Source organism: Streptomyces sp. NPDC053427 (assembly GCF_044544985.1).
Taxonomy (GTDB): Bacteria; Actinomycetota; Actinomycetes; order Streptomycetales; family Streptomycetaceae; genus Streptomyces.
Genome location: NZ_JBITYA010000008.1, coordinates 152,382 through 177,012, shown reverse-complemented (window position 1 = coordinate 177,012; position 24,631 = coordinate 152,382). Strand labels below are relative to the sequence as shown.

The 24,631-nt window shown below is 71.5% G+C and carries 21 protein-coding genes; 4 read left to right on the top strand and 17 right to left on the bottom strand.

Annotation, left to right across the window (positions count from 1 at the left end):
* Nucleotides 1-56 precede the first annotated feature (56 nt).
* The 16 genes from ACIGWZ_RS23250 to rsmH all read right to left on the bottom strand — a co-directional run bounded on the left by ACIGWZ_RS23250 (nucleotide 57) and on the right by rsmH (nucleotide 18,034).
* A complete protein-coding gene (locus ACIGWZ_RS23250; protein ID WP_400067558.1) occupies nucleotides 57-1,169 on the bottom strand; it encodes a DivIVA domain-containing protein in 1,113 nt (370 codons plus the stop codon).
* A gap of 49 nt (nucleotides 1,170-1,218) precedes the next feature.
* Nucleotides 1,219-1,509, bottom strand: a complete 291-nt coding sequence (locus ACIGWZ_RS23245; RefSeq protein WP_362705862.1) for a YggT family protein — start codon at nucleotides 1,507-1,509, stop codon at nucleotides 1,219-1,221.
* Between the two features lie 68 nt (nucleotides 1,510-1,577).
* Nucleotides 1,578-2,198: a cell division protein SepF gene (locus ACIGWZ_RS23240; protein WP_400067556.1), complete on the bottom strand. Its 621-nt coding sequence runs from the start codon at nucleotides 2,196-2,198 to the stop codon at nucleotides 1,578-1,580.
* Nucleotides 2,199-2,320: 122 nt separating this feature from the next.
* On the bottom strand, nucleotides 2,321-3,043 hold the full coding sequence (locus tag ACIGWZ_RS23235) for a YggS family pyridoxal phosphate-dependent enzyme (protein WP_400067554.1): 723 nt from the start codon (nucleotides 3,041-3,043) through the stop codon (nucleotides 2,321-2,323).
* Entirely contained in the window at nucleotides 3,040-3,831 is a 792-nt protein-coding gene (pgeF, locus tag ACIGWZ_RS23230; RefSeq protein ID WP_400067552.1) for a peptidoglycan editing factor PgeF, read from the bottom strand. Before pgeF ends, ACIGWZ_RS23235 begins: the two co-directional genes overlap by 4 nt.
* Before the next feature lie 13 nt (nucleotides 3,832-3,844).
* Nucleotides 3,845-5,077, bottom strand: a complete 1,233-nt coding sequence (ftsZ, locus tag ACIGWZ_RS23225; RefSeq protein ID WP_400067551.1) for a cell division protein FtsZ — start codon at nucleotides 5,075-5,077, stop codon at nucleotides 3,845-3,847.
* A 282-nt stretch (nucleotides 5,078-5,359) separates the two neighbouring features.
* Entirely contained in the window at nucleotides 5,360-6,166 is an 807-nt protein-coding gene (locus ACIGWZ_RS23220; protein ID WP_400067549.1) for a cell division protein FtsQ/DivIB, read from the bottom strand.
* 23 nt (nucleotides 6,167-6,189) lie between these two features.
* Nucleotides 6,190-7,281, bottom strand: coding sequence for an undecaprenyldiphospho-muramoylpentapeptide beta-N-acetylglucosaminyltransferase (murG, locus tag ACIGWZ_RS23215; RefSeq protein WP_400067547.1), 1,092 nt, complete (start codon nucleotides 7,279-7,281; stop codon nucleotides 6,190-6,192).
* 6 nt (nucleotides 7,282-7,287) lie between these two features.
* Nucleotides 7,288-8,637 (bottom strand): putative lipid II flippase FtsW, encoded by a 1,350-nt coding sequence (gene ftsW / locus ACIGWZ_RS23210; RefSeq protein ID WP_400067545.1) that lies wholly within the window; start codon nucleotides 8,635-8,637, stop codon nucleotides 7,288-7,290.
* Between the two features lie 56 nt (nucleotides 8,638-8,693).
* Nucleotides 8,694-10,100, bottom strand: a complete 1,407-nt coding sequence (gene murD / locus ACIGWZ_RS23205) for a UDP-N-acetylmuramoyl-L-alanine--D-glutamate ligase (protein ID WP_400068038.1) — start codon at nucleotides 10,098-10,100, stop codon at nucleotides 8,694-8,696.
* Between the two features lie 41 nt (nucleotides 10,101-10,141).
* The gene (gene mraY, locus ACIGWZ_RS23200) at nucleotides 10,142-11,206 is read right to left on the bottom strand and encodes a phospho-N-acetylmuramoyl-pentapeptide-transferase (RefSeq protein WP_128512364.1); all 1,065 of its coding nucleotides are present in this window, start codon (nucleotides 11,204-11,206) and stop codon (nucleotides 10,142-10,144) included.
* Nucleotides 11,207-11,211: 5 nt separating this feature from the next.
* Complete coding sequence (gene murF, locus ACIGWZ_RS23195; RefSeq protein WP_400067543.1) at nucleotides 11,212-12,645, bottom strand: UDP-N-acetylmuramoyl-tripeptide--D-alanyl-D-alanine ligase; 1,434 nt, start codon at nucleotides 12,643-12,645, stop codon at nucleotides 11,212-11,214.
* Nucleotides 12,646-12,707: 62 nt separating this feature from the next.
* The gene (locus ACIGWZ_RS23190; protein WP_400067541.1) at nucleotides 12,708-14,447 is read right to left on the bottom strand and encodes a UDP-N-acetylmuramoyl-L-alanyl-D-glutamate--2,6-diaminopimelate ligase; all 1,740 of its coding nucleotides are present in this window, start codon (nucleotides 14,445-14,447) and stop codon (nucleotides 12,708-12,710) included.
* An 18-nt stretch (nucleotides 14,448-14,465) separates the two neighbouring features.
* Nucleotides 14,466-16,511 carry a peptidoglycan D,D-transpeptidase FtsI family protein gene (locus ACIGWZ_RS23185; protein ID WP_400067539.1) on the bottom strand — a complete coding sequence of 682 codons (2,046 nt, stop codon included), beginning with the start codon at nucleotides 16,509-16,511 and terminating at the stop codon, nucleotides 14,466-14,468.
* 6 nt (nucleotides 16,512-16,517) lie between these two features.
* Entirely contained in the window at nucleotides 16,518-17,072 is a 555-nt protein-coding gene (locus tag ACIGWZ_RS23180) for a septum formation initiator family protein (protein ID WP_400067537.1), read from the bottom strand.
* On the bottom strand, nucleotides 17,069-18,034 hold the full coding sequence (gene rsmH, locus ACIGWZ_RS23175) for a 16S rRNA (cytosine(1402)-N(4))-methyltransferase RsmH (RefSeq protein WP_400067535.1): 966 nt from the start codon (nucleotides 18,032-18,034) through the stop codon (nucleotides 17,069-17,071). Before rsmH ends, ACIGWZ_RS23180 begins: the two co-directional genes overlap by 4 nt.
* A gap of 415 nt (nucleotides 18,035-18,449) precedes the next feature.
* Between rsmH and ACIGWZ_RS23170 the strand changes: the two genes are divergently transcribed.
* From ACIGWZ_RS23170 to ACIGWZ_RS23155, 4 genes are all read left to right on the top strand, one after another.
* The gene (locus tag ACIGWZ_RS23170) at nucleotides 18,450-19,007 is read left to right on the top strand and encodes a beta-class carbonic anhydrase (protein WP_400067533.1); all 558 of its coding nucleotides are present in this window, start codon (nucleotides 18,450-18,452) and stop codon (nucleotides 19,005-19,007) included.
* A gap of 116 nt (nucleotides 19,008-19,123) precedes the next feature.
* Nucleotides 19,124-20,146, top strand: a complete 1,023-nt coding sequence (locus tag ACIGWZ_RS23165; RefSeq protein ID WP_400067531.1) for an AAA family ATPase — start codon at nucleotides 19,124-19,126, stop codon at nucleotides 20,144-20,146.
* Nucleotides 20,146-21,522: a DUF58 domain-containing protein gene (locus tag ACIGWZ_RS23160; RefSeq protein WP_400067529.1), complete on the top strand. Its 1,377-nt coding sequence runs from the start codon at nucleotides 20,146-20,148 to the stop codon at nucleotides 21,520-21,522. Before ACIGWZ_RS23165 ends, ACIGWZ_RS23160 begins: the two co-directional genes overlap by 1 nt.
* A gap of 40 nt (nucleotides 21,523-21,562) precedes the next feature.
* Nucleotides 21,563-23,980 (top strand): transglutaminaseTgpA domain-containing protein, encoded by a 2,418-nt coding sequence (locus tag ACIGWZ_RS23155; RefSeq protein ID WP_400067527.1) that lies wholly within the window; start codon nucleotides 21,563-21,565, stop codon nucleotides 23,978-23,980.
* Between the two features lie 134 nt (nucleotides 23,981-24,114).
* Here ACIGWZ_RS23155 and ACIGWZ_RS23150 read toward each other — a convergent pair whose 3' ends face one another.
* Nucleotides 24,115-24,516: a DUF3040 domain-containing protein gene (locus tag ACIGWZ_RS23150; RefSeq protein ID WP_400067525.1), complete on the bottom strand. Its 402-nt coding sequence runs from the start codon at nucleotides 24,514-24,516 to the stop codon at nucleotides 24,115-24,117.
* Nucleotides 24,517-24,631: the final 115 nt, after the last annotated feature.

The following is a 24,631-nucleotide window of genomic DNA, read 5'->3' as shown; positions in this document are numbered from 1 at the left end:
GAGGGAATCCCTCGGGGCCCGGCCCTTGATTGCCGACGCTGTGCGCTAGGCGGGCGTCAGTTGTCGTCCTCGTCGATGAGGAAGCCGCGCATCGGCGACGGCGCCTGCCCCATCGGGGACGGGCCCTGCGGCCGTACCGGTGCCATCGGCTGGGTCATCGCCGGCGACATCTGCTGCTGACCGCCGTAGGACGGACCGCCGCCGGAGCCGTTGCCCATCGACTGGCCGCCGCCCATGGTGTGGTTGCCACCCATGGTGTGGTTGCCGCCCATGGTGCCGGCACCGGCCGACGCCATCGACGGGGACGGCGGCAGCGAGGCAGCGGCGGGCGCCGGGGTCCGCGGCGGGGCCAGCGAGTCGTCGGCCTGGTTCTCCAGCTGACGCAGCTGGCTCTCCAGGTACGACTTCAGGCGGGTGCGGTACTCGCGCTCGAAGCCGCGCAGGTCCTCGACCTTGCGCTCCAGCGTGGCGCGGGCCGACTCCAGCGAGCCCATCGCTACGCGGTGCTTCTCCTGCGCGTCCCGCTCCAGCGCATCGGCCTTGGCGCGGGCGTCCCGCTCCAGGCCCTCGGCGCGGCTGCGCGCCTCGCCGACGATCTTGTTGGCCTCGGAACGGGCCTCCGCGATCGCCTGGTCGGCGGTCTGCTGCGCCAGCGACAGCACGCGCGCCGCGCTGTCACCGCCGGGGCCGCCCTGCTGGCCGCCCTGCTGAAGCTGCTGCGGTCCGCCGGGGCCGCCGAGCGGTCCACCCATCGGACCGTTGGGGCCCATCGGACCGGGACCGTGCGGGCCCTGCGGGCCGTGGCCACCGGGACCTGGGGGCAGCTGCGGTGCACCACCGGGCAGTTGGGGCGGGCCACCCATCCCCTGCTGCTGCGGCGGGACCGGCTGCGGACCGGATATGGCGGCGGGCACGGGTGCCCCGCCTCGCTGCTGCTGCTCCTGCTGCTGGTCGGGTCCCTTGCGCAGGCCCTGCTGCTGCTGGTTCTGCGCGGCGGCGCGGGTGGCAGCGGCCAGCTTGGCGCGCAGGTCCTCGTTCTCCCGCAGGAGCCGGGTCAGTTCGGCTTCGACCTCGTCGAGGAAGGCATCGACCTCGTCCTCGTCATAGCCTTCTCGGAGGCGGACGGTCGTGAACTGCTTGTTCCGCACGTCCTCGGGGGTCAACGGCATCTCTACTTCACCTCAACGTAGTCGTCGGCAATCGGCAAGACCGTATCGTTCACAACAACACCGACCTCACGACGGTGATCAGGATGTAGACGATGATCATCAATACGAAGAAGGACAGGTCGAGCGCCACGCCCCCGAGACGCAGCGGCGGAATGACCCGCCGCAGAAGCTTGAGTGGCGGATCGGTGACAGTGTAGGTGGCCTCCAGAATGACCACCATCGCCTTGCCGGGTTGCCATGAACGGGCGAACTGGAACACGTAGTCCATCACCAGCCGGAAGATCAACACGATCAGAAAGCAGTACAGCGCGATATAGATCACCTGACCAGCGACACTCATCTCGCGCGTCCCTCTCCCCTTGATCCCGTTTCGGCCTTGCCGGCCTCGGTGTTGCCCGGTGTTGCGTCTCAGCTCTGGTTGAAGAACCCGCCCTCTGCGATTCGGGCCTTGTCCTCCGCCGTGACATCGACGTTAGCAGGCGACAACAGGAACACCTTCTGCGTCACCCGCTCAATGCTGCCATGCAGACCGAAGACGAGACCGGCCGCAAAGTCGACAAGTCGCTTCGCGTCGGTGTCGTCCATCTCCGTGAGATTCATGATCACCGGAGTGCCCTCACGGAAGTGTTCCCCGATGGTACGGGCTTCGTTGTAGGTCCGGGGGTGCAGCGTCGTGATGCGGTACGGCTCCCGCTCGGACACAACCTTGGGCATGATCACCGGTGCGTTCTTCTCCAGATTCGGACGGTCGGGTGTGATGGATGCCACGGGGGCGATTCGGGCGGGTCGTCCGCTTTCCGTGGCGAGCGGGGCGGGCTCGCGCTGCGCCGGAGGTGTCACAACTCGAACCGGTTCTTCCCGTTCCGGGCGTGTTTCCGCCTGCACTTGGTGCTGCTGGCGCCGCCCTCGCTCCGGCTCCGGGTCAAGCTCGGGCTCGAACTCGTCGTCGGGGTCAAAGCCCCGGCCGTCGTACCCATCGTCCTCCACGAGGCCGAGGTAGACCGCCATCTTGCGCATCGCGCCGGCCATTCTCTGCGTCCTCCGCTCTGTGGTGGATCGGCTCCGTCACCGGGCGCCTTGGATCCACGCAGCCTCCCGCTTTTTGCGGGAATGACCATATTTTGTGCTGTGGTCCGACTTGCTTGGCGACGTTACCCGAGCCGTGGTCGGACTCCGAGCACCGCAGTGCCGACGCGCACATGTGTCGCCCCGGCCGTCACGGCGTCTTCGAGGTCCGCGCTCATACCTGCTGACACCATGTTGGCAGCAGGATGGTTGGCGCGCAGGTCGGTTGAGATTTCCATGAGTCGTTCGAATGCGGCGAGTTGCCGCCCGGCATACGGTCCGCTCAACGGCGCGACGGTCATCACACCGTCCAGCCGCAGATTTTGGGCTTCGGCGACCGCATCGGCGAGAGCCGGAACACCGTCCGGCGCGATCCCGCCCCGACTCCCCCGCTCCCCCGACTCGGCGTCGAGCGCCACCTGGATCAGGCAGCCCAGCTCACGCTCGGCGCGCACCGCCTCACCGGAGAGTGCGGTGACGAGCCTGGCCCGGTCGACCGACTGAACGACTCCGGCATACCGGGCGACGGACCGTACTTTGTTCGTCTGCAATTGACCGACGAAGTGCCAATTAAGAGGCAAATCGGCACATTCGGCGGCCTTCGGTGCCGCATCCTGATCGCGGTTTTCCGCGACATGCCGCACCCCCAGCTCCGCGAGCAACCGGACGTCGCTCGCGGGATAGGTCTTGGTGACCACGATCAGGGTCACCTCGTCACGCGGCCGGCCGGCCGCGGCGCAGGCGGTGGCGATACGGTTCTCCACCCGCGCCAGGTTGTCGGCCAGTTGGTTTCTACGGACGTCCGTCACTGCTCGGCCTCCCCGGCCCTCGGCCGGGTGGGGGTCCCCCCAGCGGCGGCTGGGGAAGCGTCCCCGAGCCAGACATAACTCGCGAGCCGCCCCGTGGTGCGGTCCCGCCGATAGGAGAAATGGTCCGCGGATTCGAGCGTGCAGATGTGGGGATCCTCACCGACCGGCACCCCCGCCGCGCCGAGTTGGGCCCGTACACCTGCGGTGACATCCACCGCGGGGGTGCCCCAGCTGGTCGTCGACCACGCCTCGGGCACCGCCTCGGCGACCTCGGCGCGCATCGCCTCGGGCACTTCGTAGCAGCGCCCGCAGACCACGGGCCCGGTATGCGCGACGATCCGCGCCGGCTCGGCGCCCAGCTTCACCATCGCTTCGACGGCGGCCGGCACGACCCCGGCGACCAGGCCCGGCCGGCCGGCGTGCGCGGCCCCGGCGACCTGGGCCACCGGGTCGGCGAGCAGTACGGGAGTGCAGTCCGCGGTCAGTACGGCGAGCGCGAGGCCCCGATGAGCGGTCACCACCGCGTCGACGCACGGAATTTTGTCGGTCCGCCATGGTCCGTCGACCACCGCGACGTCCCGGCCGTGGACCTGGTTCATCCAGACCACCGCGCCCGGATCGAGGCCGAGTTCCTTGGCGGCGAGCTCTCGGTTCGTGCGAACCGCCAACGGGTCGTCGCCGACCGCGCCGCCCAGATTGAGCTGATCGTACGGAGCGGCGCTCACCCCGCCCCACCTGTCGGTGAAGGCGAAGTGCGCGCCGCTCTCGTGGTGCTGTTGCCCTATCACTTCGGTGCTTTGGTCACTTCAGAAAGTCGGGAACGTCGAGCTCCTCGGCCGCGCTGTCCGTGTAGGACGGCCGGGCCGGGGGAACCTGCGGTGCGCCGGTCGAGGGCGTCGAGACCTCGCCCAGCGCGGAGGACTCGGCCGGGGCCGGCTCCTCGTCACGTACGGGCACCGAGCCGAGGCCCCCGAAGGACGACGTCCGCGGCTCCGGCGGAGTGACCGGACGGCTCGGGGCCGGCGCGGGCTCCTCGCGCTTGGCGGACGTCAGCCCGCTCGCCGCCGAGTCGCGGCGGGCCGGCGGCTGCCCCCCGTCAAAACCCGCGGCAATGACCGTCACCCGGACCTCGTCACCCAGTGCGTCGTCGATGACCGCACCGAAGATGATGTTGGCCTCCGGGTGTGCCGCCTCGCTGACCAGCTGCGCGGCCTCGTTGATCTCGAAGAGACCGAGGTCCGAGCCGCCGGAGATGGACAGCAGCACGCCGCGGGCGCCGTCGATGGACGCCTCCAGGAGCGGCGAGGAGATCGCCATCTCGGCGGCGGCCACCGCGCGGTCGTCGCCGCGCGCCGAGCCGATGCCCATCAGGGCCGAGCCGGCCTCCGACATCACGGACTTGACGTCGGCGAAGTCGAGGTTGATCAGGCCGGGGGTGGTGATGAGGTCGGTGATGCCCTGGACACCCGACAGCAGCACCTGGTCCGCGGACTTGAACGCATCGAGCACGCTCACCTGGCGGTCCGAGATGGACAGCAGCCGGTCGTTGGGGATCACGATGAGGGTGTCGACCTCTTCGCGGAGCTGTGCGATGCCGTCCTCGGCCTGGTTGGCGCGGCGGCGGCCCTCGAAGGTGAACGGCCGGGTGACCACACCGATCGTCAGGGCGCCCAGCGAGCGGGCGATGTTGGCGACGACGGGTGCGCCGCCGGTGCCGGTCCCGCCGCCCTCACCCGCGGTCACGAAGACCATGTCGGCCCCCTTGAGGACCTCCTCGATCTCCTCGCGGTGGTCCTCGGCCGCCTTGCGACCCACATCCGGGTTGGCGCCCGCGCCGAGTCCGCGCGTCATTTCGCGGCCCACGTCGAGCTTGACGTCGGCGTCGCTCATCAGCAGCGCCTGTGCATCGGTGTTGATCGCGATGAACTCGACGCCCTTGAGCCCGACCTCGATCATCCGGTTGATGGCGTTCACGCCACCGCCGCCGATTCCGACGACCTTGATGACTGCGAGGTAGTTCTGCGGTGCTGCCACGTCGAAGGCCTCTCGCCTCGAGTTACGTGTCGCCGCCTCACATGCCGTGTGGACGCCGACTGATGCCGATGGGGCGGTCCGTATGCCGACCCGAACCCTAAGCCTGAAGTTTAGGGTTACCTGTGCCTGTGTTCCTTGGTTCCATAGTCCCTTTGGAACGAGACACTAAGTCGACAAGGCGCGCGCGTTCAACGAACACGCCGAACCTCCCGTTTTTCTTTTCACCCTATGTGATCACCCATAGTCGTAGCCATCCAGGGTGCTGGCCTGCGGCTACGTACGTCAACTCCCCGATACTGCAGGGGCGCTGGGCACCGACAGGTCGAAGTGGTGCGCCTCACCCGCGGCTTTCAGCAGGGCGGTGAGCACCCTGGCCTTCTCCGCGCCCCGTTCGGGGCTTCCCCATACGACCGTACGGCCACCCGCGAGTTCCAGGGTGAGGGAGTCGTACGAAGTGACGCGGACCTTCCTCAGATCCTTGCGGACCGCCCCGGGGAGCTGTCCGGTGACGTCGGCGGCGGCGCGCCGCAAACGACCGATTCCGAAACGGGAAAGACTCGGGGAGTCGGAAACGGTCATTTCCAGAAGCGGAATGCCCCGCGGAGCGGTACGGACGGTGGCGAAACGGACGCCCTCGCCGTCCACTTCGGTGTACTTTCCGCCCGATCGCATCACCAGTTCCGGCGTCCTTTCCGACACTTTCAGACCGATGGTGTCCGGCCAGGATCGCACCACCTCAACGGTCTTGATGCGCGGCAGCCGCGCCCGGATCCGGCGGGCCATCGCGTCGGGATCCACCGAAACGAGAGGTGCGTTCATCGGGGCGTCGGCCGCGGCCACCACCTCATCCCGCGTCAGAACCTTGGTGCCGACGGCCTTCACATGCCGGATGCGGAACCAGTCCGAGCCGTACAGGACCCAGGCGCCGGAGCCGCCGAGCACCGCCGCAAGGACCAGCACGAGGGTCAGCCGGCGGCGGCGCGGGGTCCGCAGGGAAACGCGCAGTCGCGGGAAGCGGCGCGCGGGAGGGGCGGAGGGCGGGCCGGACGGCCGCTTCCTGCCGCGCTGGGCGGTTCTGGGTCCGGCCACGCTCCCCTGCCTTTGCTCGTTCGCTATTTCTGCTGCTGCGCGATCGCCTCGTACACCATGCCGACCAGCAGTTCGTCGGCGTCGCGGCGGCCGAACTCGGAGGCCGCGCGGGACATCTCGTACAGCCGGTGCGGATCGGACAGGACCGGGAGCACGGTGGACTGCACCCACTCCGGGGTCAGCTGGGCGTCGTCGACCAGCAGGCCCCCGCCGGCGTTGACCAGCGGCTGGGCGTTCAGCCGCTGTTCGCCGTTGCCGATGGGCAGCGGGACGAAGGCGGCCGGGAGCCCGACGGCGGACAGTTCGGCGACGGTCATCGCGCCCGCGCGGCAGAGCATCATGTCGGCCGCGGCGTACGCAAGATCCATCCGGTCCACGTACGGTACCGGGACATACGGCGGCATCCCGGGCATGTTGTCCACGTGCGGCAGTTCGTTCTTCGGGCCGACCGCGTGCAGGACCTGGATCCCGGCGCGCTGCAGAACCGGCACGGCGGCCTGGATGACCTCGTTCAGCCGGCGGGCGCCCTGCGAACCGCCGGACACCAGGAGCGTCGGCAGGTTCGGGTCGAGCCCGAAGGCCGCGCGCGCCTCGGGGCGGACCGCGGCGCGGTCCAGGGTGGCGATGGTGCGACGCAGCGGGATCCCGACATAACGGGCGCCGCGCAGCTTGCTGTCCGGGGTGCTGACGGCGACGAACTTGGCGTACCGCGAGCCGATCTTGTTGGCGAGACCGGGCCGGGCGTTGGCCTCGTGGACGATGATCGGCACCCCGAGCCGCTTGGCGGCCAGGTAGCCGGGCAGCGCGACATAGCCGCCGAAGCCGACGACGCAGTCCGCCTTGGTGCGCTCCAGGATCTGCTCGGCGGCCTTGATCGTGCCGCGCAGCCGCCCGGGGACGGTGATCAGTTCGGGGGTGGGCTTGCGCGGCAGCGGTACGGCCGGAATCAGGCCGAGTTCGTAGCCGCGCTCCGGGACGAGCCTGGTCTCCAGGCCCTTCTCCGTGCCGAGTGCCGTGATCCCCACGGTCGGGTCCTGCCTGCGCAGGGCGTCCGCGAGGGCGAGCGCGGGCTCGATGTGGCCGGCGGTCCCCCCACCGGCGAGTACGACATGCACCGAAATTCACCGCTCTCCGGACGGCCGCTTCTTCACGCGCCGTCTCATCGTCTTCCATCTCACCGCAGCCGGTCTTCTGCCGAAAACCGTCTTCCGCGTGGCCAGTGCGGCCAGCGCCGCCCGCGCAGCGGGCTCCTCACGCGCGAAGGCGATCAGCAGCCCGATGGCGAACATCGTCGGCAGCAGGGCGGAGCCTCCGTAGGAGAACAGCGGGAGCGGGACACCGGCGATCGGCAACAGGCCGAGCACCGCACCGATGTTGATCATGGCTTGGGCCATGATCCAGGTGGTCACACCTCCCGCTGCGTACCTGACGAAGGAGTCCTCCGTGCGTCCGGCCACGCGGATACCCGCATAGCCTAGAGCCGCGAAGAGGGCGAGCACCGACAGCGTCCCCGCCAGACCCAGTTCCTCCCCGGTGATGGCGAAGATGAAGTCGGTGTGCGGTTCGGGGAGTTCACCCCATTTTTCCATACTCGCGCCGAGGCCGGATCCGAAGAATCCGCCGGACGCGAGGGCGTAGATACCGTGCACGGCCTGCCAGCACTTGTCGCCGGGGCCGGGATCGGTGGCGAGGGTACAGCCCAGCCGGGACATCCGGTTGGCGCTGGTGGCGATCAGCAGCGCCCCGATCGCCGCGGCGGCGCCGAGCACCCCCGCGAACAGCCTGGTGGGGGCGCCGGCCAGCCACAGCAGCCCGAAGAGGATCGCCGTGAGAATGATCGCGGTGCCCATGTCGCCGCCGAGCATGATCAGCCCGAGCAGCAGAAAGGCGACCGGGGTCAGCGGCACCAGCAGATGCTTCCACTGCACCAGCAGCTTCTTCTCCTGCTTACGGGCCAGCAGATCGGCACCCCACAGAACGAGGGCGAGTTTGCCGAACTCGCTCGGTTGCATCTGGAAAGGGCCGCCGAGGTTGAGCCAGTTCTGATTGCCGTTGACCGCGACCCCTATGCCCGGAATCTGCACCAGGCACATCAGGAACACCGAGCCCGCGAGCAGCGGATAGGCCATCGCGCGGTGCAGCTTCACGGTCATCCTGGACGCGGCCAGCAGCAGCACCCCGCCGATGGCCGCCGCGAGCAACTGTTTGCGGAAGAAGAAGGACGGGGCGAGACCGGACTGCAGGGCCTTGATCTGGGAGGCCGAGTAGACCATCACCAGACCGAGGACGATGATCAGCAGGCTGCCGCCGAGGATGAGGTAGTACGCGGTCAGCGGCCGGTCCCAGGCCCGCTTGAGCCGGGTGGCGAGGCGCCGGGGACCGCCGGGGCCGCGGCTGCCGCGCGGCGATCGCACCGTGGAAGTACGGCGGGCCGGGCGGGCCGGCGCCGCCTTGGCCGATCGGGCCGTCATCCTCGTCCCCTCCACAGGTGCGCTCGCCGCGGGTCGCCGACGGCGGCGGGGACCGGCTAGTTGTCCTCGGCGGTCAGCTCACGGACCGCTTCGGCGAAGGCCTCGCCCCGCTTGGTGTAATTGACGAACATGTCCATCGAGGCGCAGGCCGGGGCCAGCAGAACGGTGTCGCCGGGCCTGCCCAGCCGGGTGGCTTCACGTACGGCCTCGGACATCGCCCCAGTGTCGGTCCGGTCGAGGTCGACGACCGGGACATCCGGGGCGTGTCGCGCCAGGGCCTCCCGAATCAGCGCCCGGTCGGCACCGATCAGCACCACCCCGCGCAGCCGCGCGGCCGACTTCTGCGCCAGCTCGTCGAAGGTCGCGCCCTTGGCGAGCCCGCCGGCGATCCAGACGATGTGCTCGTACGCCGCCAACGACGCCTCGGCGGCGTGGGTGTTGGTGGCCTTGGAGTCGTCGATGTAGGCGATGCCGTCGACGTCCGCGATGTGCTGGATGCGGTGCGGTTCCGGATGGAAGGCCCGCAGTCCGTCGCGTACGGCGGCCGGCCGCACCCCGAAGGCCCGCGCCAGCGCCGCAGCGGCGAGCGCGTTGGCGACGTTGTGCGGCGCGGGGGAGGCGAGGTCGGAGATCTCCGCCAGCTCCTGGGCGGTCTGCCGGTTCTCGACGAAGGCCCGGTCGACGAGGAGGCCCTCGACCACGCCCAGCTGGGACGGTCCGGGGGTGCCGAGGGTGAAGCCGATGGCCCGGCAGCCCTCCTCGACGTCGGCCGCGCGTACCAGTTCCTCGGTCGCGGGGTCGGCGACGTTGTAGACGCAGGCGATGGTGTTGCCCTCGTAGATGCGGCCCTTGTCGGCCGCGTACGCCGCCATCGAGCCGTGCCAGTCGAGGTGGTCCGGAGCGAGGTTGAGGACGGCCGCGGAGTGGGCGCGTACGGAGGGCGCCCAGTGCAGCTGGTAGCTGGAGAGCTCGACGGCGAGGACGTCGTAGCCCTCGCCGCCCTGCTGTCCTTCGCCGAGCACGACGTCGACGAGCGGAACGCCGATGTTGCCGACGGCGGCGGTGCGCAGCCCTTCGGCCTCCAGGATGGACGCCAGCATCCGGACCGTGGTCGTCTTGCCGTTGGTGCCGGTGACCGCCAGCCACGGTGCGGCGTCGGGGCCGCGCAGCCGCCAGGCCAGTTCGACGTCGCCCCAGACCTCGACCCCGGCCTTCTCGGCCGCGAGGAAGAGCGGGCTGGAAGGCTTCCAGCCCGGGGTGGTGACGACCAGCTCCGTGCCCTCGGGGAGGGTGTCGCCGTCGCCGAGGCGGACGGAGACCCCCAGCGGCTCCAGCTCTGCGGCCTGGGTGCGCTCGCGTTCGCCGTCGCTGCTGTTGACGACGGTGACGCGGGCGCCGAGGCCGGCCAGGGCGCGGGCAGCGGGAACGCCGCTCACGCCGAGACCGGCCACGGTGATGTGCATCCCGGCGAAGTCCGCGGGAATGCGGGTCGGCCCCTGCGTGGTCACTTCGCTGCCTGCCAGCCGCCGTAGAAGATGCCGAGTCCGACGATCACGCACATGCCCTGAATGATCCAGAACCTGACCACGACAAGGACTTCCGACCACCCCTTTAGCTCGAAGTGGTGCTGAAGTGGCGCCATACGGAAGACCCGCTTGCCGGTCAGCTTGAAGGAGCCGACCTGGATGACCACGGACATGGTGATCAGGACGAAGAGGCCGCCGAGGAGGGCCAGCAGCAGTTCCGTACGGGAGCAGATCGCCAGACCCGCCAGCGCGCCGCCCAGGGCCAGCGAGCCGGTGTCGCCCATGAAGATCTTGGCGGGCGAGGTGTTCCACCACAGGAAGCCGAAGCAGGCGCCCATCAGCGCGGAGGCCACGACCGCGAGGTCGAGCGGGTCGCGTACCTCGTAACAGCCGGGTCCCGCGGTGATCTGGTTGGCGCAGGACTCCTGGTGCTGCCAGATGCCGATGAAGGTGTACGCGCCGAAGACCATCACCGAGGCGCCGGTGGCCAGGCCGTCGAGGCCGTCGGTGAGGTTCACGCCGTTGGACATCGCCAGGATCATGAACAGCGCCCAGATCACGAAGATCACCGGGCCGATCTGCCAGCCGAAGTCCTGGGTGAAGGACAGCCGGTCCGAGGCCGGGGTCTGTCCCCGCAGGTCCGCGAACTGCAGCGAGAGCACCGCGAAGGCGATGCCGACGATCAGCTGGCCGGCCATCTTCGCCTTGGCCCGCAGGCCCAGCGAACGCTGCTTGACGATCTTGATGTAGTCGTCGAGGAAACCGACCAGGCCCATGCCGGCCATCAGGAACAGCACCAGCACACCGGAGAAGGTGGGGTCGCTGCTCGTGATGACCTTGGTCAGCGCGTACGCGATGATCGTGGCCAGGATGAAGGCGATACCACCCATGGTGGGCGTACCGCGCTTGCTGTGGTGGTCGCGCGGGCCGTCATCGCGGATGAACTGCCCGTACCCCTTCTTGGCCAGCAGTTTGATCAGCACCGGGGTACCGATCAGGGTCAGGAAGAGCCCGATCATTCCGGAGAAGAGGATCTGCTTCATCGAGTTCATCGGGACGCGGCTCCGCCCTCAGCGCCGATGACGCTCTCGCCGCCCAGCAATGCTGCGGCGACCCGCTCCAGTCCCACCGACCTGGACGCCTTCACCAGCACCACGTCTCCCGGTTGCAGCTCGCTGCGCAACAGGTCGACCGCCGCCCGCGCGTCGGACACGTGCACCGACTCCTCACCCCACGAACCCTCGTTCTTGGCGCCCATGTCGAGCCAGGCCGCTTCCCTGCCGCCGACCGCCACGAGCTTGCTGACGTTGAGCCGGACGACCAGGCGTCCGACCGCGTCGTGTTCGGCGAGCGAGTCCTCGCCGAGCTCGGCCATCTCACCGAGCACCGCCCACGTACGACCGCCCTTCGCCTTGGCGGCTGCGCCCATCGCGACCAGCGCTCGCAGCGCCGCTCGCATGGACTCGGGGTTCGCGTTGTAGGCGTCGTTGACGACCGTCACGCCATCCGCGCGCTCGCTGACCTCCATCCGCCAACGGGAGAGCGTGCCGGCTTCGGAGAGCGCGGTGGCGATCTCGTCCACGGGCATGCCCAACTCATGGGCGACGGCGGCCGCGGCGAGCGCGTTCGACACGTGGTGCTCACCGTACAGCCGCATGGTCACATCACTGCACCCGGAGGGTGTGTGAAGCGTGAAAGCGGGCTGACCGAGATCGCTGAGCCGGACATTCTCGGCACGGATGTCGGCACTTTCGGCCTCACCGAACAGGACCGTGCGGGCCTTTGTACGTTCCGCCATGGCACGGACGTACGGATCGTCGGCGTTGAGCACCGCGATGCCGTGCGCGGGAAGCGCCTCGACGAGTTCGCCCTTGGCCACGGCGATCTGCTCGCGGCCGCCGAACTCGCCGATGTGCGCGGTGCCGACGTTGAGCACCACACCGATCTCCGGCGGGGTCAGCTCCGCGAGGTAGCGGATGTGGCCGACGCCGCGGGCCCCCATCTCCAGGACGAGATGACGGGTCGTCGCGTCGGCGCGCAGCGCGGTCAGCGGCAGCCCGATCTCGTTGTTGAGGTTGCCTTCCGGCCACACGGTCGGCCCGTGCCGCTGGAGCAGTTGGGCGATCAGGTCCTTGGTGCTGGTCTTGCCGGCCGAGCCGGTGAGGGCGACGACCTTGGTGCCCAGACGCCCGACGACGGCGCGGGCGAGCGCGCCGAGGGCGGCGATCACGTCGTCGACGACGATCGCCGGGGCGCCGACGGGCCGGGCGGCCAGCACGGCCACCGCGCCCGCCTCCACCGCGCCCGCGGCGAAGTCGTGGCCGTCGACGCGTTCACCGGCGAACGCGACGAACAGACCGCCGGGGCGTACCTGGCGGGAGTCCATCACGACGGGTCCGGTGACCGTACGGTCGGCGTCCGGTATGTCGTGCATCTGTCCGCCGACGATGCTCGCGATCTCGGCGAGGGACAGGGAGATCACAGGTCACCCCCGGCCGGAGGCAGTGGGTACCAGAAGAGGGGTTGTGCGCGCATGGCGGTGTGTCATCCCTGGTGGTTCGGCTGCTGTGACTGCTGTGTCTTCAGCGATTCCTCGATGGCTTCGCGGAGCACCTGACGGTCGTCGAAGGGACGTACCACTCCGGCGATGTCCTGGCCCTGCTCATGGCCCTTGCCCGCGACGATGACGGTGTCGCCGGGCTCGGCGCGGGCGACCGCGGCGGCGATGGCGGCGGCCCGCTCCTCCTCGACCAGGACCGTGCCGCGCTCGTGGATCGGCACCTCCGCGGCGCCCTGGAGCATGGTGGCCAGGATCGCGAGCGGGTCCTCGGTGCGGGGGTTGTCGGAGGTCAGTACGGCGGTGTCGGCGAGGCGGGCCACCGCCGCGCCCATCGGGACGCGCTTGTGCGGGTCGCGGTCGCCGCCGCAGCCGAGGACGGCGTGCACCTTGCCGTCGGTGACCTTGCGCAGCGCACGCAGAACCGATTCGACGGCGTCCGTCTTGTGGGCGTAGTCGACGACCGCAAGGTACGGCTGGCCGGCGTCGACACGCTCGAGGCGGCCGGGGACACCGGGGACCGCGGCGACGCCGTCGGCGGCGGTCTGCGGGTCGATCCCGGCGACGATCAGCGAGGTGATCGCGGCGAGGGCGTTGGCGACGTTGAACGGGCCGGGGATCGGGGAGGCGGCGCGCAGCGTCTGCCCCTGGGGGCCGTGCACGGTGAACGTCGAGCCGAGGGTGCCGACCTCGACGTCGGAGGCGCGCCAGTCCGCGTCCGGGTGGCCCTCCGCGGAGAAGGTGGTGACCGGGACCTCGGACTCGCCCTGGGCCAGCCGCTTGCCGTACTCGTCGTCGAGGTTGACGACGCCGGCGCGGCTGCGGGCCTTGGTGAACAGCTGGGCCTTGGCCTGGAAGTAGTCCTCCATGCCGGAGTGGAACTCCATGTGCTCCGGGCTGAGGTTGTTGAAGATCGCGACGTCGAAGACACAGCCGTCGACCCGGCCGAGGACCAGCGCGTGGCTGGAGACCTCCATGGCGACCGCCTTCACGCCGCGCTCGCGCATCACCGCGAACAGCGCCTGAAGGTCGGTGGCCTCGGGGGTGGTGCGCTCGGACTTCAGGCGCTCGTCGCCGATCCGGGTCTCGACGGTGCCGATCAGGCCCGTCGGTCCGCCGTCGGCCTTCCCGGCGGCCGCGGCCCGCAGCCCGCCCTCGATGAGGTAGGCGGTGGTGGTCTTGCCGGACGTGCCGGTGATGCCGATCTGGAGGAGGTCCGCACCGGGGGCGCCGTAGATCGAGACGGCCAGGGCGCCCATCCGTGCGCGCGGGTTCTCGACGGCCAGGACCGGCAGGCCGGTCTCGAGGGCGCGGGCGGCGCCCGACGGGTCGGTCAGGATCGCGGCGGCGCCGAGGTCGGCGGCCTGGGCGACGAAGTCGGCGCCGTGCAGGCGGGCGCCGGGCAGCGCGGCGTAGACGTCGCCGGGGCGGACCGCCCGGGAGTCATGCGTGATGCCGGTGACCTGGATATCTGACGCACCGGCCGGAGCTGGGGTGCCCAGCTGTTCGGCGAGGTCCGCCAGAGGGGTGGGGCGGACCTGCTCGGGGCGGGGCGCGCCCGGATATCTGCCGGGGCCGCCCTCCTCCGCGTGCGGGGGTTTCGGGGACTGATCAGCTTGTGACACGGCGGTGAGCGTACCGGGCCGATCGGTCCCGGGGCGAAGTGAGGGCCGCGCGCATGCGCTGTCTGCGGGGTCGGGGGTCCCGTCGGTAGTGATGGTCGTCACGGCGGTATTGCCTCGATTTCAGTCGCCTGGCTTGAAGGTGACCGGCAGGTGCGGGGGCTTGGTGCCGGTCGGCGGAACCTGGAGGGTTTTCAGCGCGAACTCCATGACCTGCCGGTAGATCGGGCCGCAGATCTGGCCGCCGAAGTAGCTGCCCGTGGTGGGGTTCTGGATGGCGCAGTAGACCGTGATCCGGGGCTTGTCGGCGGGGGCGAAACCGGCGAAGGAGGCGGTGTAGCCGTGGTAGCGGCCGGTTTCGGGGTCCACCCGGTTGGACGTGCCGGTCTTGCCGCCGACCCGGTAGCCGTCGATCTTCGCCTTGGGTCCGGTGCCCTCCTTGTCGTCGACCACCGATTCGAGCATGGCGGCCAGCGTCGCGGCGGTCTCCTTGCCGACCACGCGGTTGCGCTGGGGCTTGGGGGCGGGTGTGTAGCGGCCGTCGGGCCCGGTGGTGCCGCGGACCAGCGTCGGGGCGATGCGCTCGCCGCCGTTGGCGATCGTGGAGTAGACGGACGCGGCCTGGACGGCGTTGAGGGACAGCCCCTGGCCGAACGGGATGGTGTACTGCTGCGAGGTGTTCCAGTCCTGCGGCTTGGCCAGGATGCCGTCGGTCTCCCCGGGGAAGCCGAGCCCGGTCGGCTTCCCGATGCCGAATCTGCGCAGGTAGGAGTAGAGCACCCGGTTGGCCTCGGGCTGCGTCCTGCCGAGCTGGCCGGCCGCCAGGATCGTGCCGATGTTGCTGGACTTGGCGAGTACGCCGTTGAGGGTCAGATGCCAGGTCTCGTGGTCGACGTCGTCCGCGAACAGCCGGTCGCCGCGGTGCAGCCGGTTGGGCACGGTGACCCTGGTGGACGGGGTCGCGGCGCCTTCCTCCAGGATCGCGGCCATCGACATCAGCTTGCTGGTGGAGCCCGGCTCGTACGCATCGGTGAGGGCGGCGTTGCCCAGCGCCTCGGGGTCGGCCTTGGAGACCTCGTTGGGGTCGAAGCCGGGCGAATTGGCCAGCGCCAGGATCTCGCCGGTCCGGGTGTCCTGGACGACGACGTAGCCGCGGTCGGCCCGGGACTTCCTGACCTGCTTGGTGATGGCCTGCTGCGCCGCCCACTGGATGTCCCGGTCGAGGGTCAGCTGTACGTCGCTGCCGGGGACGGCGGGGTGCTCCTGACTGTCGCCGGTGGGTACCCGGCGGCCGCCGGACTGGGCGTAGACGAGCTTGCCCTCCTTGCCCGCGAGGGCCGCCTCGAGCTGTGCCTCTATCCCGCCGCGGCCCTTGCCCTCGCCGTTGACGAAGCCGAGGACCCCGGAGGCCAGGTCCTTGTTGGGGTAGATCCGCTTGCTGTGCTTGTCGGCGAAGACGCCGACCAGGACGTCGGGGCGGGGCGCGCTCTTGGGGGCGGCGGCGGCCTCGGCGTCGAGGGTCCTGCGGAGGTCCTTGATCCGCTTCCAGACCTGCGGGGTCTGCTGCCGGGAGAGCAGGACGTAGCGCGTGCCGCGCTTGGCGAGCTTGTGGGCGAGGGTGGCGCGGTCCTCGTGGAGGATCGGCGCGAGCAGCCCGGCGGCCCGCTGCGGGGCGTCGTCGATCCCGGTCCGGTCGGGCGCCAGCAGGCTCGGGTCGGCGGTGATGTCGTACGCGTCCACGGTGGTCGCCAGCGCCACACCGTCCCGGTCGGTGATCGCGCCGCGTTCGGCGGCGAGCTTGACCGGGACATAGCGGTTCTCGTTGGCCTTGGCGGCGTACGCCCCGGAGTCGAGGGCCTGCACCTGGAAGAGCCGTACGGCGAAGACCAGCAGGACCAGCGTCAGCGCGACGGAGATCAGGCGCAGCCGGGGGCGGGGGCTGCCGAGGCGGAGCGGGGCGGGGGCGGGGCGGGCCGCCGGGCGGCGGGCCGCGGGCCTGGGGGCGGACGGCTTGGCGGGCGGCTTGGGGCCGGTCCGTTCGGCGGCCGGGGGCTTACGGGCGGCCGGGCGCTGCCGGCCGGGGCGGACGGGCCTGCCGGAGCGGCCCGCTCCGGCGCCGGGCCGGGCCGGGCGGGGTACGCGGCGTCGGGGGTCCCTGGGCTCGGTCATGCCGCCTCACCTGCCGCCGGTCGTCGGGGCGGGGGCGGCCGGGGTGCTCGAGGGGGCCGGTGCCGCCGGTGCGCCCGGCCGGGCCGAGGTCCGGCCCGCCGCCCTGGCGGCGCCGGGGCGGGACGGCGCGGGGGAGACGGACGGGCCCAGCGGCGGCGGCTCGGCGGTCGTGCTGAGCGCCGCCCCGTCGTCCTCGCCCGTCGCCACGCTCGGTCTGCCGCGGACCGTGCCGTCCGGCATCAGGAACGCCGGGTTGCCGCCGGGCACCATCCCCAGCCGCCGGGCCCGCTTCTCCAGCGCGCCCGGCGCGGAGTAGGCGTCCACCTCCTGCTGCAGCGCCTGCTGCTCGTCCGTCAGGTCGTCGGTCTTCTTCTCCAGCTTGCTCAGCTCGAACGACCCTTGGTTCAGGGCGGAGTTGAGCAGCAGCAGGGCGATCAGCCCGGAGCCGAGCAGCAGGACGATCAGGAGGACGAAGGGCGTGCGCGCCGCCGTGCCGGAGCCGGCGGGGAAGAGCGCGGCCAGCCGCCCCGCTCCCCCGCGCGGCCGGCCCCGGCCCTTCACGGGGAGCCCTCGACGCGCTCGCGGATGCGCTCGGCGCCGCGCAGCCGGGCGGGCGCCGCGCGGCGGTTCTCGGCGATCTCCTCCTCCGTGGGGAGTTCGGCGCCGCGGGTCAGCAGCTTCAGACGGGGCTGGTAGCGCTCGGGGACCACGGGAAGTCCCGGCGGCGCGGTGTTGGCGGCTCCCGCCCCGAACACCTGCTTGACCAGCCGGTCCTCCAGCGAGTGGTACGAGAGCACGGCGATCCGGCCGCCGACCGCCAGCGCCTCGACGGCGGCCGGAACGGCGCGCTCCACGCTGGCGAGTTCGCCGTTGACCTCGATGCGCAGGGCCTGGAAGGTGCGCTTGGCGGGGTTGCCGCCGGTGCGCTTGGCGGCCTGCGGCAGCGCGTCGCGGATCAGTTCGACCAGCCGCGCGCTGTTGGTGAAGGGCTCCTTGGCCCGCTCGCGCACGATCGCCGAGACGATCCGCTTGGCCTGCTTCTCCTCCCCGTAGGCACGCAGGATCCGTACGAGTTCGCCGGGTGCGTAGGTGTTGAGGACGTCCGCGGCGCTGATGCCCGTCGTCTGGTCCATCCGCATGTCCAGCGGGGCGTCCTGGGCGTAGGCGAAGCCGCGGTCGGCCTCGTCCAGTTGCATCGAGGAGACGCCGAGGTCGAAGAGCACGCCCTGAACGTGCGGCACCCCGAGCCGGTCGAGGACCTCGGGGAGCTCGTCGTAGACGGCGTGCACCAGGGTGGCGCGCTCGCCGTACGGGGCCAGCCGCTCACCCGCGAGCTTCAGGGCCGCCGGGTCGCGGTCGAGGGCGATGAGCCGGGCTTCGGGGAAGGCGGTGAGCAGCGCCTCGCTGTGCCCGCCGAGGCCGAGCGTGCAGTCGACCACGACCGCTCCGGGCTCGGTGAGCGCAGGGGCGAGCATGTCCAGACAACGCTGGAGCATGACGGGTACGTGCCGAGTGTTACTCATGCGCCTTCCGATGGGGTGGGCGGCAGGTGGGTCCCCGGCCGTTGGCTGGGGGGCGCCGTACGTACCGCTTGGTCCCCGCCCGCTCTGAAGGGGAAGTGGCCCTCCGGCGACGGGGAAGTGGCGTCGGAAGACCGGTGGAGCGGGAGGAGGCCGAGCCGTACGTGCGACGCGTCGCACGCGAGGGATTCGGGATCCAAGGAGAGCGTCACGCCTCCCACTTCGCGCCACTTTAGTCCACCGGCTGCCCCGGTCAATCAACCGGTTCCGCGCGTCCCGCGACGGCTTTCGCACCGGCCTCTCACTCGAACGGTGGCGGGGCGGAGGTCGCTGTGGGTTACCTCACAATGGGTGATCTCGACCCGTATGCCCAGCCTCACACGGGGCCGGATCCGGCGTTGACGATTACCGTGAAGACATGCCCATACCTGCGTCGCAGCCGCTGCCCCCGTCCGCCGACGGCGCCGTCCGTACCGGCGACACCGTCACCGACCGCCTCGTCGAGGCGAACCGGCGCTATGCCACCGCGTTCACCGACCCCGGCATGGACGCCCGGCCCGTCCTGAAGGTCGCCGTCGTGTCCTGTATGGACGCCCGGATCGACCTGCACGCCGCGCTGGGCCTGGAGCTCGGCGACTGCCACACCATCCGCAACGCGGGCGGTGTGGTGACCGACGACATCATCCGCTCCCTGACCATCAGCCAGCGGGCGCTGGGCACCCGCTCCGTGGTCCTCATCCACCACACCGGCTGCGGTCTGCTGAGCCTGACCGAGGACTTCCGCCACGAGCTGGAGGCCGAGGTCGGACAGCGGCCCACCTGGGCGGTCGAGGCGTTCAAGGACCTCGACGACGACGTGCGCCAGTCCATGCAGCGGGTGCGCACCTCGCCCTTCCTGCCGCACACCGACGACGTCCGCGGATTTGTCTTCGACGTGACAACGGGACTCCTGCGGGAGATCGATCCCCAGCCCTGATCCCGGACGGTCCGGACAAATCACCCCCGAGTTATCCACAGGCCGAGACGCGAAGCCGCGCGGACGGCAAGAATGCGTGGGTGAACAGTGCTTGGGGAAGGGCCGGGGAGGGCCGAGTGACGACGTACGACGAACGCGCGGGCCTTGGCGATCTGACCACGACGGTGGAGCGGGTGCACCGGTCGGTGGAGGGTGTGATCGAAGGCAAGCCGGAAGTCGTACGGCTCGCGCTGACGGTGCTGCTGGCGGAGGGGCATCTGCTCATCGAGGACGTGCCGGGCGTGGGCAAGACGATGCTCGCCAAGGCGCTGGCCCGCTCCATCGACTGTTCGGTACGGCGTATCCAGTTCACGCCCGATCTGCTGCCCTCGGACATCACCGGGGTCAGCGTCTTCGACCAGCAGCGCCGGGACTTCGAGTTCAAGCCCGGCGCGATCTTCGCGCAGATCGTGATCGGCGACGAGATCAATCGCGCCTCCCCCAAGACCCAGTCGGCGCTGCTGGAGTCCATGGAGGAGCGCCAGGTCACGATGGACGGGCAGACCCATGAGCTGCCCAGCCCCTTCATGGTGGTCGCGACCCAGAACCCGGTGGAGATGGAGGGCACCTACCCCCTCCCCGAGGCACAGCGGGACCGCTTCATGGCGCGGGTGTCGATCGGCTACCCCAGCCCCGCGGCCGAGCTGCAGATGCTGGACGTGCACGGCGCCGCCTCCCCGCTGGACGACCTCCGGCCGGTCACGCACGCCCACGAGATCGTGAAGCTGATCGACACGGTGCGCACGGTCCATGTCGCCGAAGCGGTGCGCAGATATGCGGTGGACCTGGTGGCGGCCACCCGCAACCACGCCGAGCTGCGGCTGGGGGCCTCGCCGCGGGCCACGCTCCATCTGCTGCGGGCCGCGAAGGCCGCGGCGGCGCTGGCGGGGCGGGAGTACGCGCTGCCGGACGATGTGCAGTCGCTGGCGGTGGCGGTCCTCGCCCACCGGCTGCTGCCCACCGCGCAGGCCCAGTTGAACCGCCGTACGGCCGAGCAGATCGTGCTGGAGATCCTGCACCGCACCCCGGTCCCCGACCCGTCCGCGCCGCAGTGGCGCCAGGGCCGCGGCCAGCAGCCGCCCGGGCAACGGGGGTTGTGATGTCCGGCGGGGGGAGCGCGCGGGCGGGGCACGAAGGGACGCCGGAGCGGGGCGGGCTGCGGACGGCGTTCGGGGGGCTGACAACGCGCGGCAGATCGTTCCTGGCGGCCGGGATGGCCGCCGCGGTGTGCTCGTTCCTCCTCGGGCAGGCGGATCTGCTGCGGGTCGGGCTGCTGCTGGCGGCGCTGCCGCTGGTGTGCGTGCTGGCGCTGCACCGCACCCGCTACCGCGTCGCGGGCAGCCGGACGCTCTCCCCCGCCCGGGTGCCCGCGGCCGCCGAGTCCCGGGTCCGGCTGGTGATCGAGAACGTCTCCCGGCTGCCCACCGGGGTGCTGATGCTGCAGGACCGGGTGCCCTACGTCCTGGGGCCGCGGCCGCGCTTCGTACTGGACCGGGTGGAGGCCGGCGGCCGCCGCGAGGTGTCCTATCGCGTCCGCTCCGACCTGCGCGGACGCTATCCGCTGGGGCCGCTGCAGCTGCGCCTGTCGGACCCGTTCGGAATGTGCGAGCTGACCCGTTCCTTCAGCACCGCCGACACCTTGACGGTGGTACCGCGCACCGAACCCCTGCCGCCGGTCCGCCTCGGGGGCGGGACGCCCGGGTACGGCGACGGGCGGCACCGCTCGCCGGCGCTGGCCGGTGAGGACGACGTCATCCCGCGCGGCTACCGCCACGGCGACGATCTGCGCCGGGTCCACTGGCGCTCCACCGCCCGCTACGGCGAACTGATGGTCCGCCGGGAGGAACAGCCGCAGAAGGCGCGCTGCACGGTCCTGCTCGACACCCGGGCGACGGCCCACCAGGGGGCCGGGCCCGACTCGGCCTTCGAGTGGGCCGTCACGGCCGCCGCTTCGGTGGCCGTACACCTGCTTCAGCGGGGGGTCTCGGTGCGGCTGCTGACCGACACCGGCGCCTCGGTACCCGGCCCGGACGGCACCGGCGGCACCGAGTCCGCGGACGCCGCGGGGCTGCTGCTGGACACCCTCGCCGTACTGGAGCACTCCGAGGATGCCGGACTCTCGGCCGCCTACGACGCGCTGCGCGGCGGCAACGAAGGGCTGATGGTCGCCTTCTTCGGCGATCTGGACGACGAGCAGGCGGCGGTCGCCGGACGGATACGGCAGCGCTGCGGCGCGGCGGTCGCGTTCGTCCTGGACGGGGACTCCTGGCTGCCGGGGCCCGGCGGGATCAGGTTCTCCGCCGGCCAGGTGCCGGTGGACGAGCGGGTGCTGATGCTGCGCAAGGCGGGCTGGACGGCCCTGCCGGTGACCTCCGGCACCACACTCCCCGCACTGTGGCGGTGCGCCGCCGACCACGCCGGGGCGGGCCCGGACCGTCCCGCGCAGAGCGGCGCCACGGCGGGAGGCCGGGCATGACGACGCGGACGACGGGCCCCGAGCGAACGGAGGCGGGCGCATGAGCGGCCGGGGACGGCTGGCGCTGTGCGCGGCGGTGGCGACCCTGTGCGCGGCCTGCGCACTGCTGCCGCTGGTGCAGCCCTTCGACTGGCTGGTGGAGGCCGCGGTCCTGCTGGGGCTGGTGAGCGGCGTGGGGGCGCTGACCCGGCGGGTGCCGCTGGCCAGACCGCTGACCATCGGCGCGCAGGCGCTGGTCGCCGTACTGCTGCTGACCGTGCTCTTCGCCCGCGGCCAGGCGGTCCTCGGAGTGCTGCCCGGCCCGGATGCCCTCACCGAGTTCGGCCGGCTGGTGGACGACGGCGTCCGGGACGTCGGCCGGTACGCCATCCCGGCCCCGGTCACCCCCGGCATCCGGCTGCTGCTGATCGCCGGTGTGCTGGGCGTCGGCCTGGTGGTGGACGCGCTGGCGGCCACGTACCGCAGCGCCGCGCCCGCCGGGCTTCCGCTGCTCGCGCTGTATTCGGTGGCGGCCGGGCTGTCCCAGGGCGGCGCGGGCTGGCTGTGGTTCCTGGTGGCGGCGGCCGGCTATCTGCTGCTCCTGCTCGCCGAGGGCCGCGACCGGCTCTCCCGGTGGGGCAGGGTGTTCGGCGGGACGGGTACGGGCCCGGCGGGCGGTTTCGCCGCCGGTCCGGGCGGCTCCTCGCCGGCCCCGGTCCGTACGGGCCACCGGATCGGCGCGCTGGCACTGGGCATCGCGCTGGTGGTGCCCGCCGCGCTGCCCTCGCTGGGCGGCGGGCTGATCGGCGCGTCCGGCGGCGGCAGCGGCCCCGGGGACGGCGGGGGCACGATCTCCGCGGTGAACCCACTGGTGTCGCTGCAGAACAGCCTCAACCAGCCGGAGGACAAGGAAGTCCTCAACTACCGCACGACCGCCTCCGACACCCGCGACATGTATCTGCGGATCGTGGCCCTGGACCAGTTCGACGGCACGGCCTGGAAGCCGTCCGAGCGCACGGTCGTGGACGTCCCCGACCGGCTGCCGGGCCCGGCCGGCCTCTCCGGCCAGGTGGCCACCACCAGCATCAACACCTCCGTCTCGACCGCCGAGTGGTACGCCCAGAACTGGCTGCCGCTCCCCTATCCCGCGTCCCGGGTGGACATCTCCGGGCGATGGCGCTTCGAGCCCAAGGGCCGCACCCTGGTCGGCGACCGGGGCCAGACCACCCGCGCCGTGCAGTACCAGGTCGAGAGTCTGCAGGTACGGCCGACCGCGAAGCAGCTGGCCGCGGCCCCGAGGCCGCCCGCGCGGCTGCTACGCGAGTACACCAAGGTGCCGGACTCGCTGCCCCCGGTGGTGCACAGGACCGCACGCACGGTCACGCGCGGCGCCCGCACCCCCTACGACCAGGCCGTCAAGCTCCAGGACTGGTTCTCGGTCTCCGGCGGCTTCACGTACAACACGCAGGTCAGTGCGGGCAGCGGCAGCGAGGCCATCGCGCGGTTCCTGGAGCAGAAGGAGGGCTTCTGCGTCCACTTCTCCTTCTCGATGGCCGCGATGGCGCGCACCCTGGGTATCCCGGCCCGGGTTGCGGTCGGCTTCACCCCGGGCACCCCGCAGTCCGACGGCACGACCTCCGTCAGCCTCAAGGACGCGCACGCCTGGCCCGAGCTGTACTTCCAGGGCATCGGCTGGACCCGCTTCGAACCGACGCCCAGCCGCGGCAACGTCCCCGACTACACCCTTCCCGGCGAAGGGTCGGTCCCCGACGATCCCGCCGCCCCCAAGCAGCGGCCGTCACAGTCCGCCACCGCACCGGACGCCCCGTCCACGGCCCCGAGCTGCGCCCCCGGTGAAAAGCTCCGGGGCGACGGTGGGGGATGTGCGGCGGTGCCCGCGCGGCCCGGCGAGGGCTCTTCGGACGACGGCTCGTCCCCCTGGCCCGCCCTCGCCCTCGGCCTCGCCGTCCCGCTCGTCCTGCTGCTGCTCGCGCTCCCGCTGCTGTGGCGCATACGGCTGCGGTCCCGGCGGCTGGCGGGCGGCGACGGCGCGGCGGGCACCCTCGCCGCCTGGCGGGAGCTGTTGGACACCGGCTGGGACTTCGGCATCCTGCCGGACGACTCGCTGACCCCGCGCAAGGCGGCCGCCCGGATCGTTCGCATCGGGGAACTGCCGCCGGACGCCGCCGAGGCCGCCCACCGGGTGGCCGCGGCGGTGGAGCAGGCCCTGTACGCCCCGCAGCCACGCCCGGCGACCGGGCTCGCCACGGACGTCCGGCGGGTGCATGCCGGGCTGCGCACCGCCGCCGGCCGCACGCTGCGCCTGCGCGCCCTGCTCGCCCCGCGCTCGGCCGTCCGCCTCACCCGGGCCTGGTCCGTCCGCTGGAACGACCTCGTCCTGCGCTGCACGACCGGCGGTCCGGCCACCGCGGCCCGGCGCGCGGCGGCGGCCCTGCGGCCGGGACGGCAGCGGGCCTAGCGGGCATCCGGACATCCGGGCATCCGGGCATCCGGGCATCCGGGCACTGCGTACACACAGCGGCGCGGCCGCCCGATCGTGTCGGGCGGCCGCGCAAAGTTCGGCGAGAAGCGGAGAACGAGGTCCGCGGGGCCTCAGTGACCCTGTTCGTCCCGGCGGCGCTGCCAGCGGTCCTCGATGCGGTTCATCATCGAGCGCCGCTGCCTGGGCTGACGGCGCGCGGGGCCGCCCGCGGCTCCTCCGGAGGCCTGCCGGTCACCCGCTTTGGGGGCCTTACGCCATCCGGTGACCGCAAGCACCGCGCAGCCGAGCATCACGAGGAAGCCCACCACGCTGATCCAGATCTGCTGCGCGACCATTCCGGCCATGAGCAGGCCGATACCCACCAGGAAGCCCGCGACCGCTTGGTAGACCCGTCGCCGGGTGTACGTACGCAGCCCGCTTCCCTCAAGCGCTGTCGCGAACTTGGGATCTTCGGCGTACAGCGCTCGCTCCATTTGCTCGAGCATGCGCTGCTCGTGCTCCGAGAGCGGCACGGAGTCCTCCTACTCGTCGGTCGCGGGGGGCGACCGGGGTGCGACCCTTTCAGGATAGGCAGGGATTCGTCCCCGTGAAACCCGCCCCTCAACGCCAGTTCACTGCTCCGGGCCG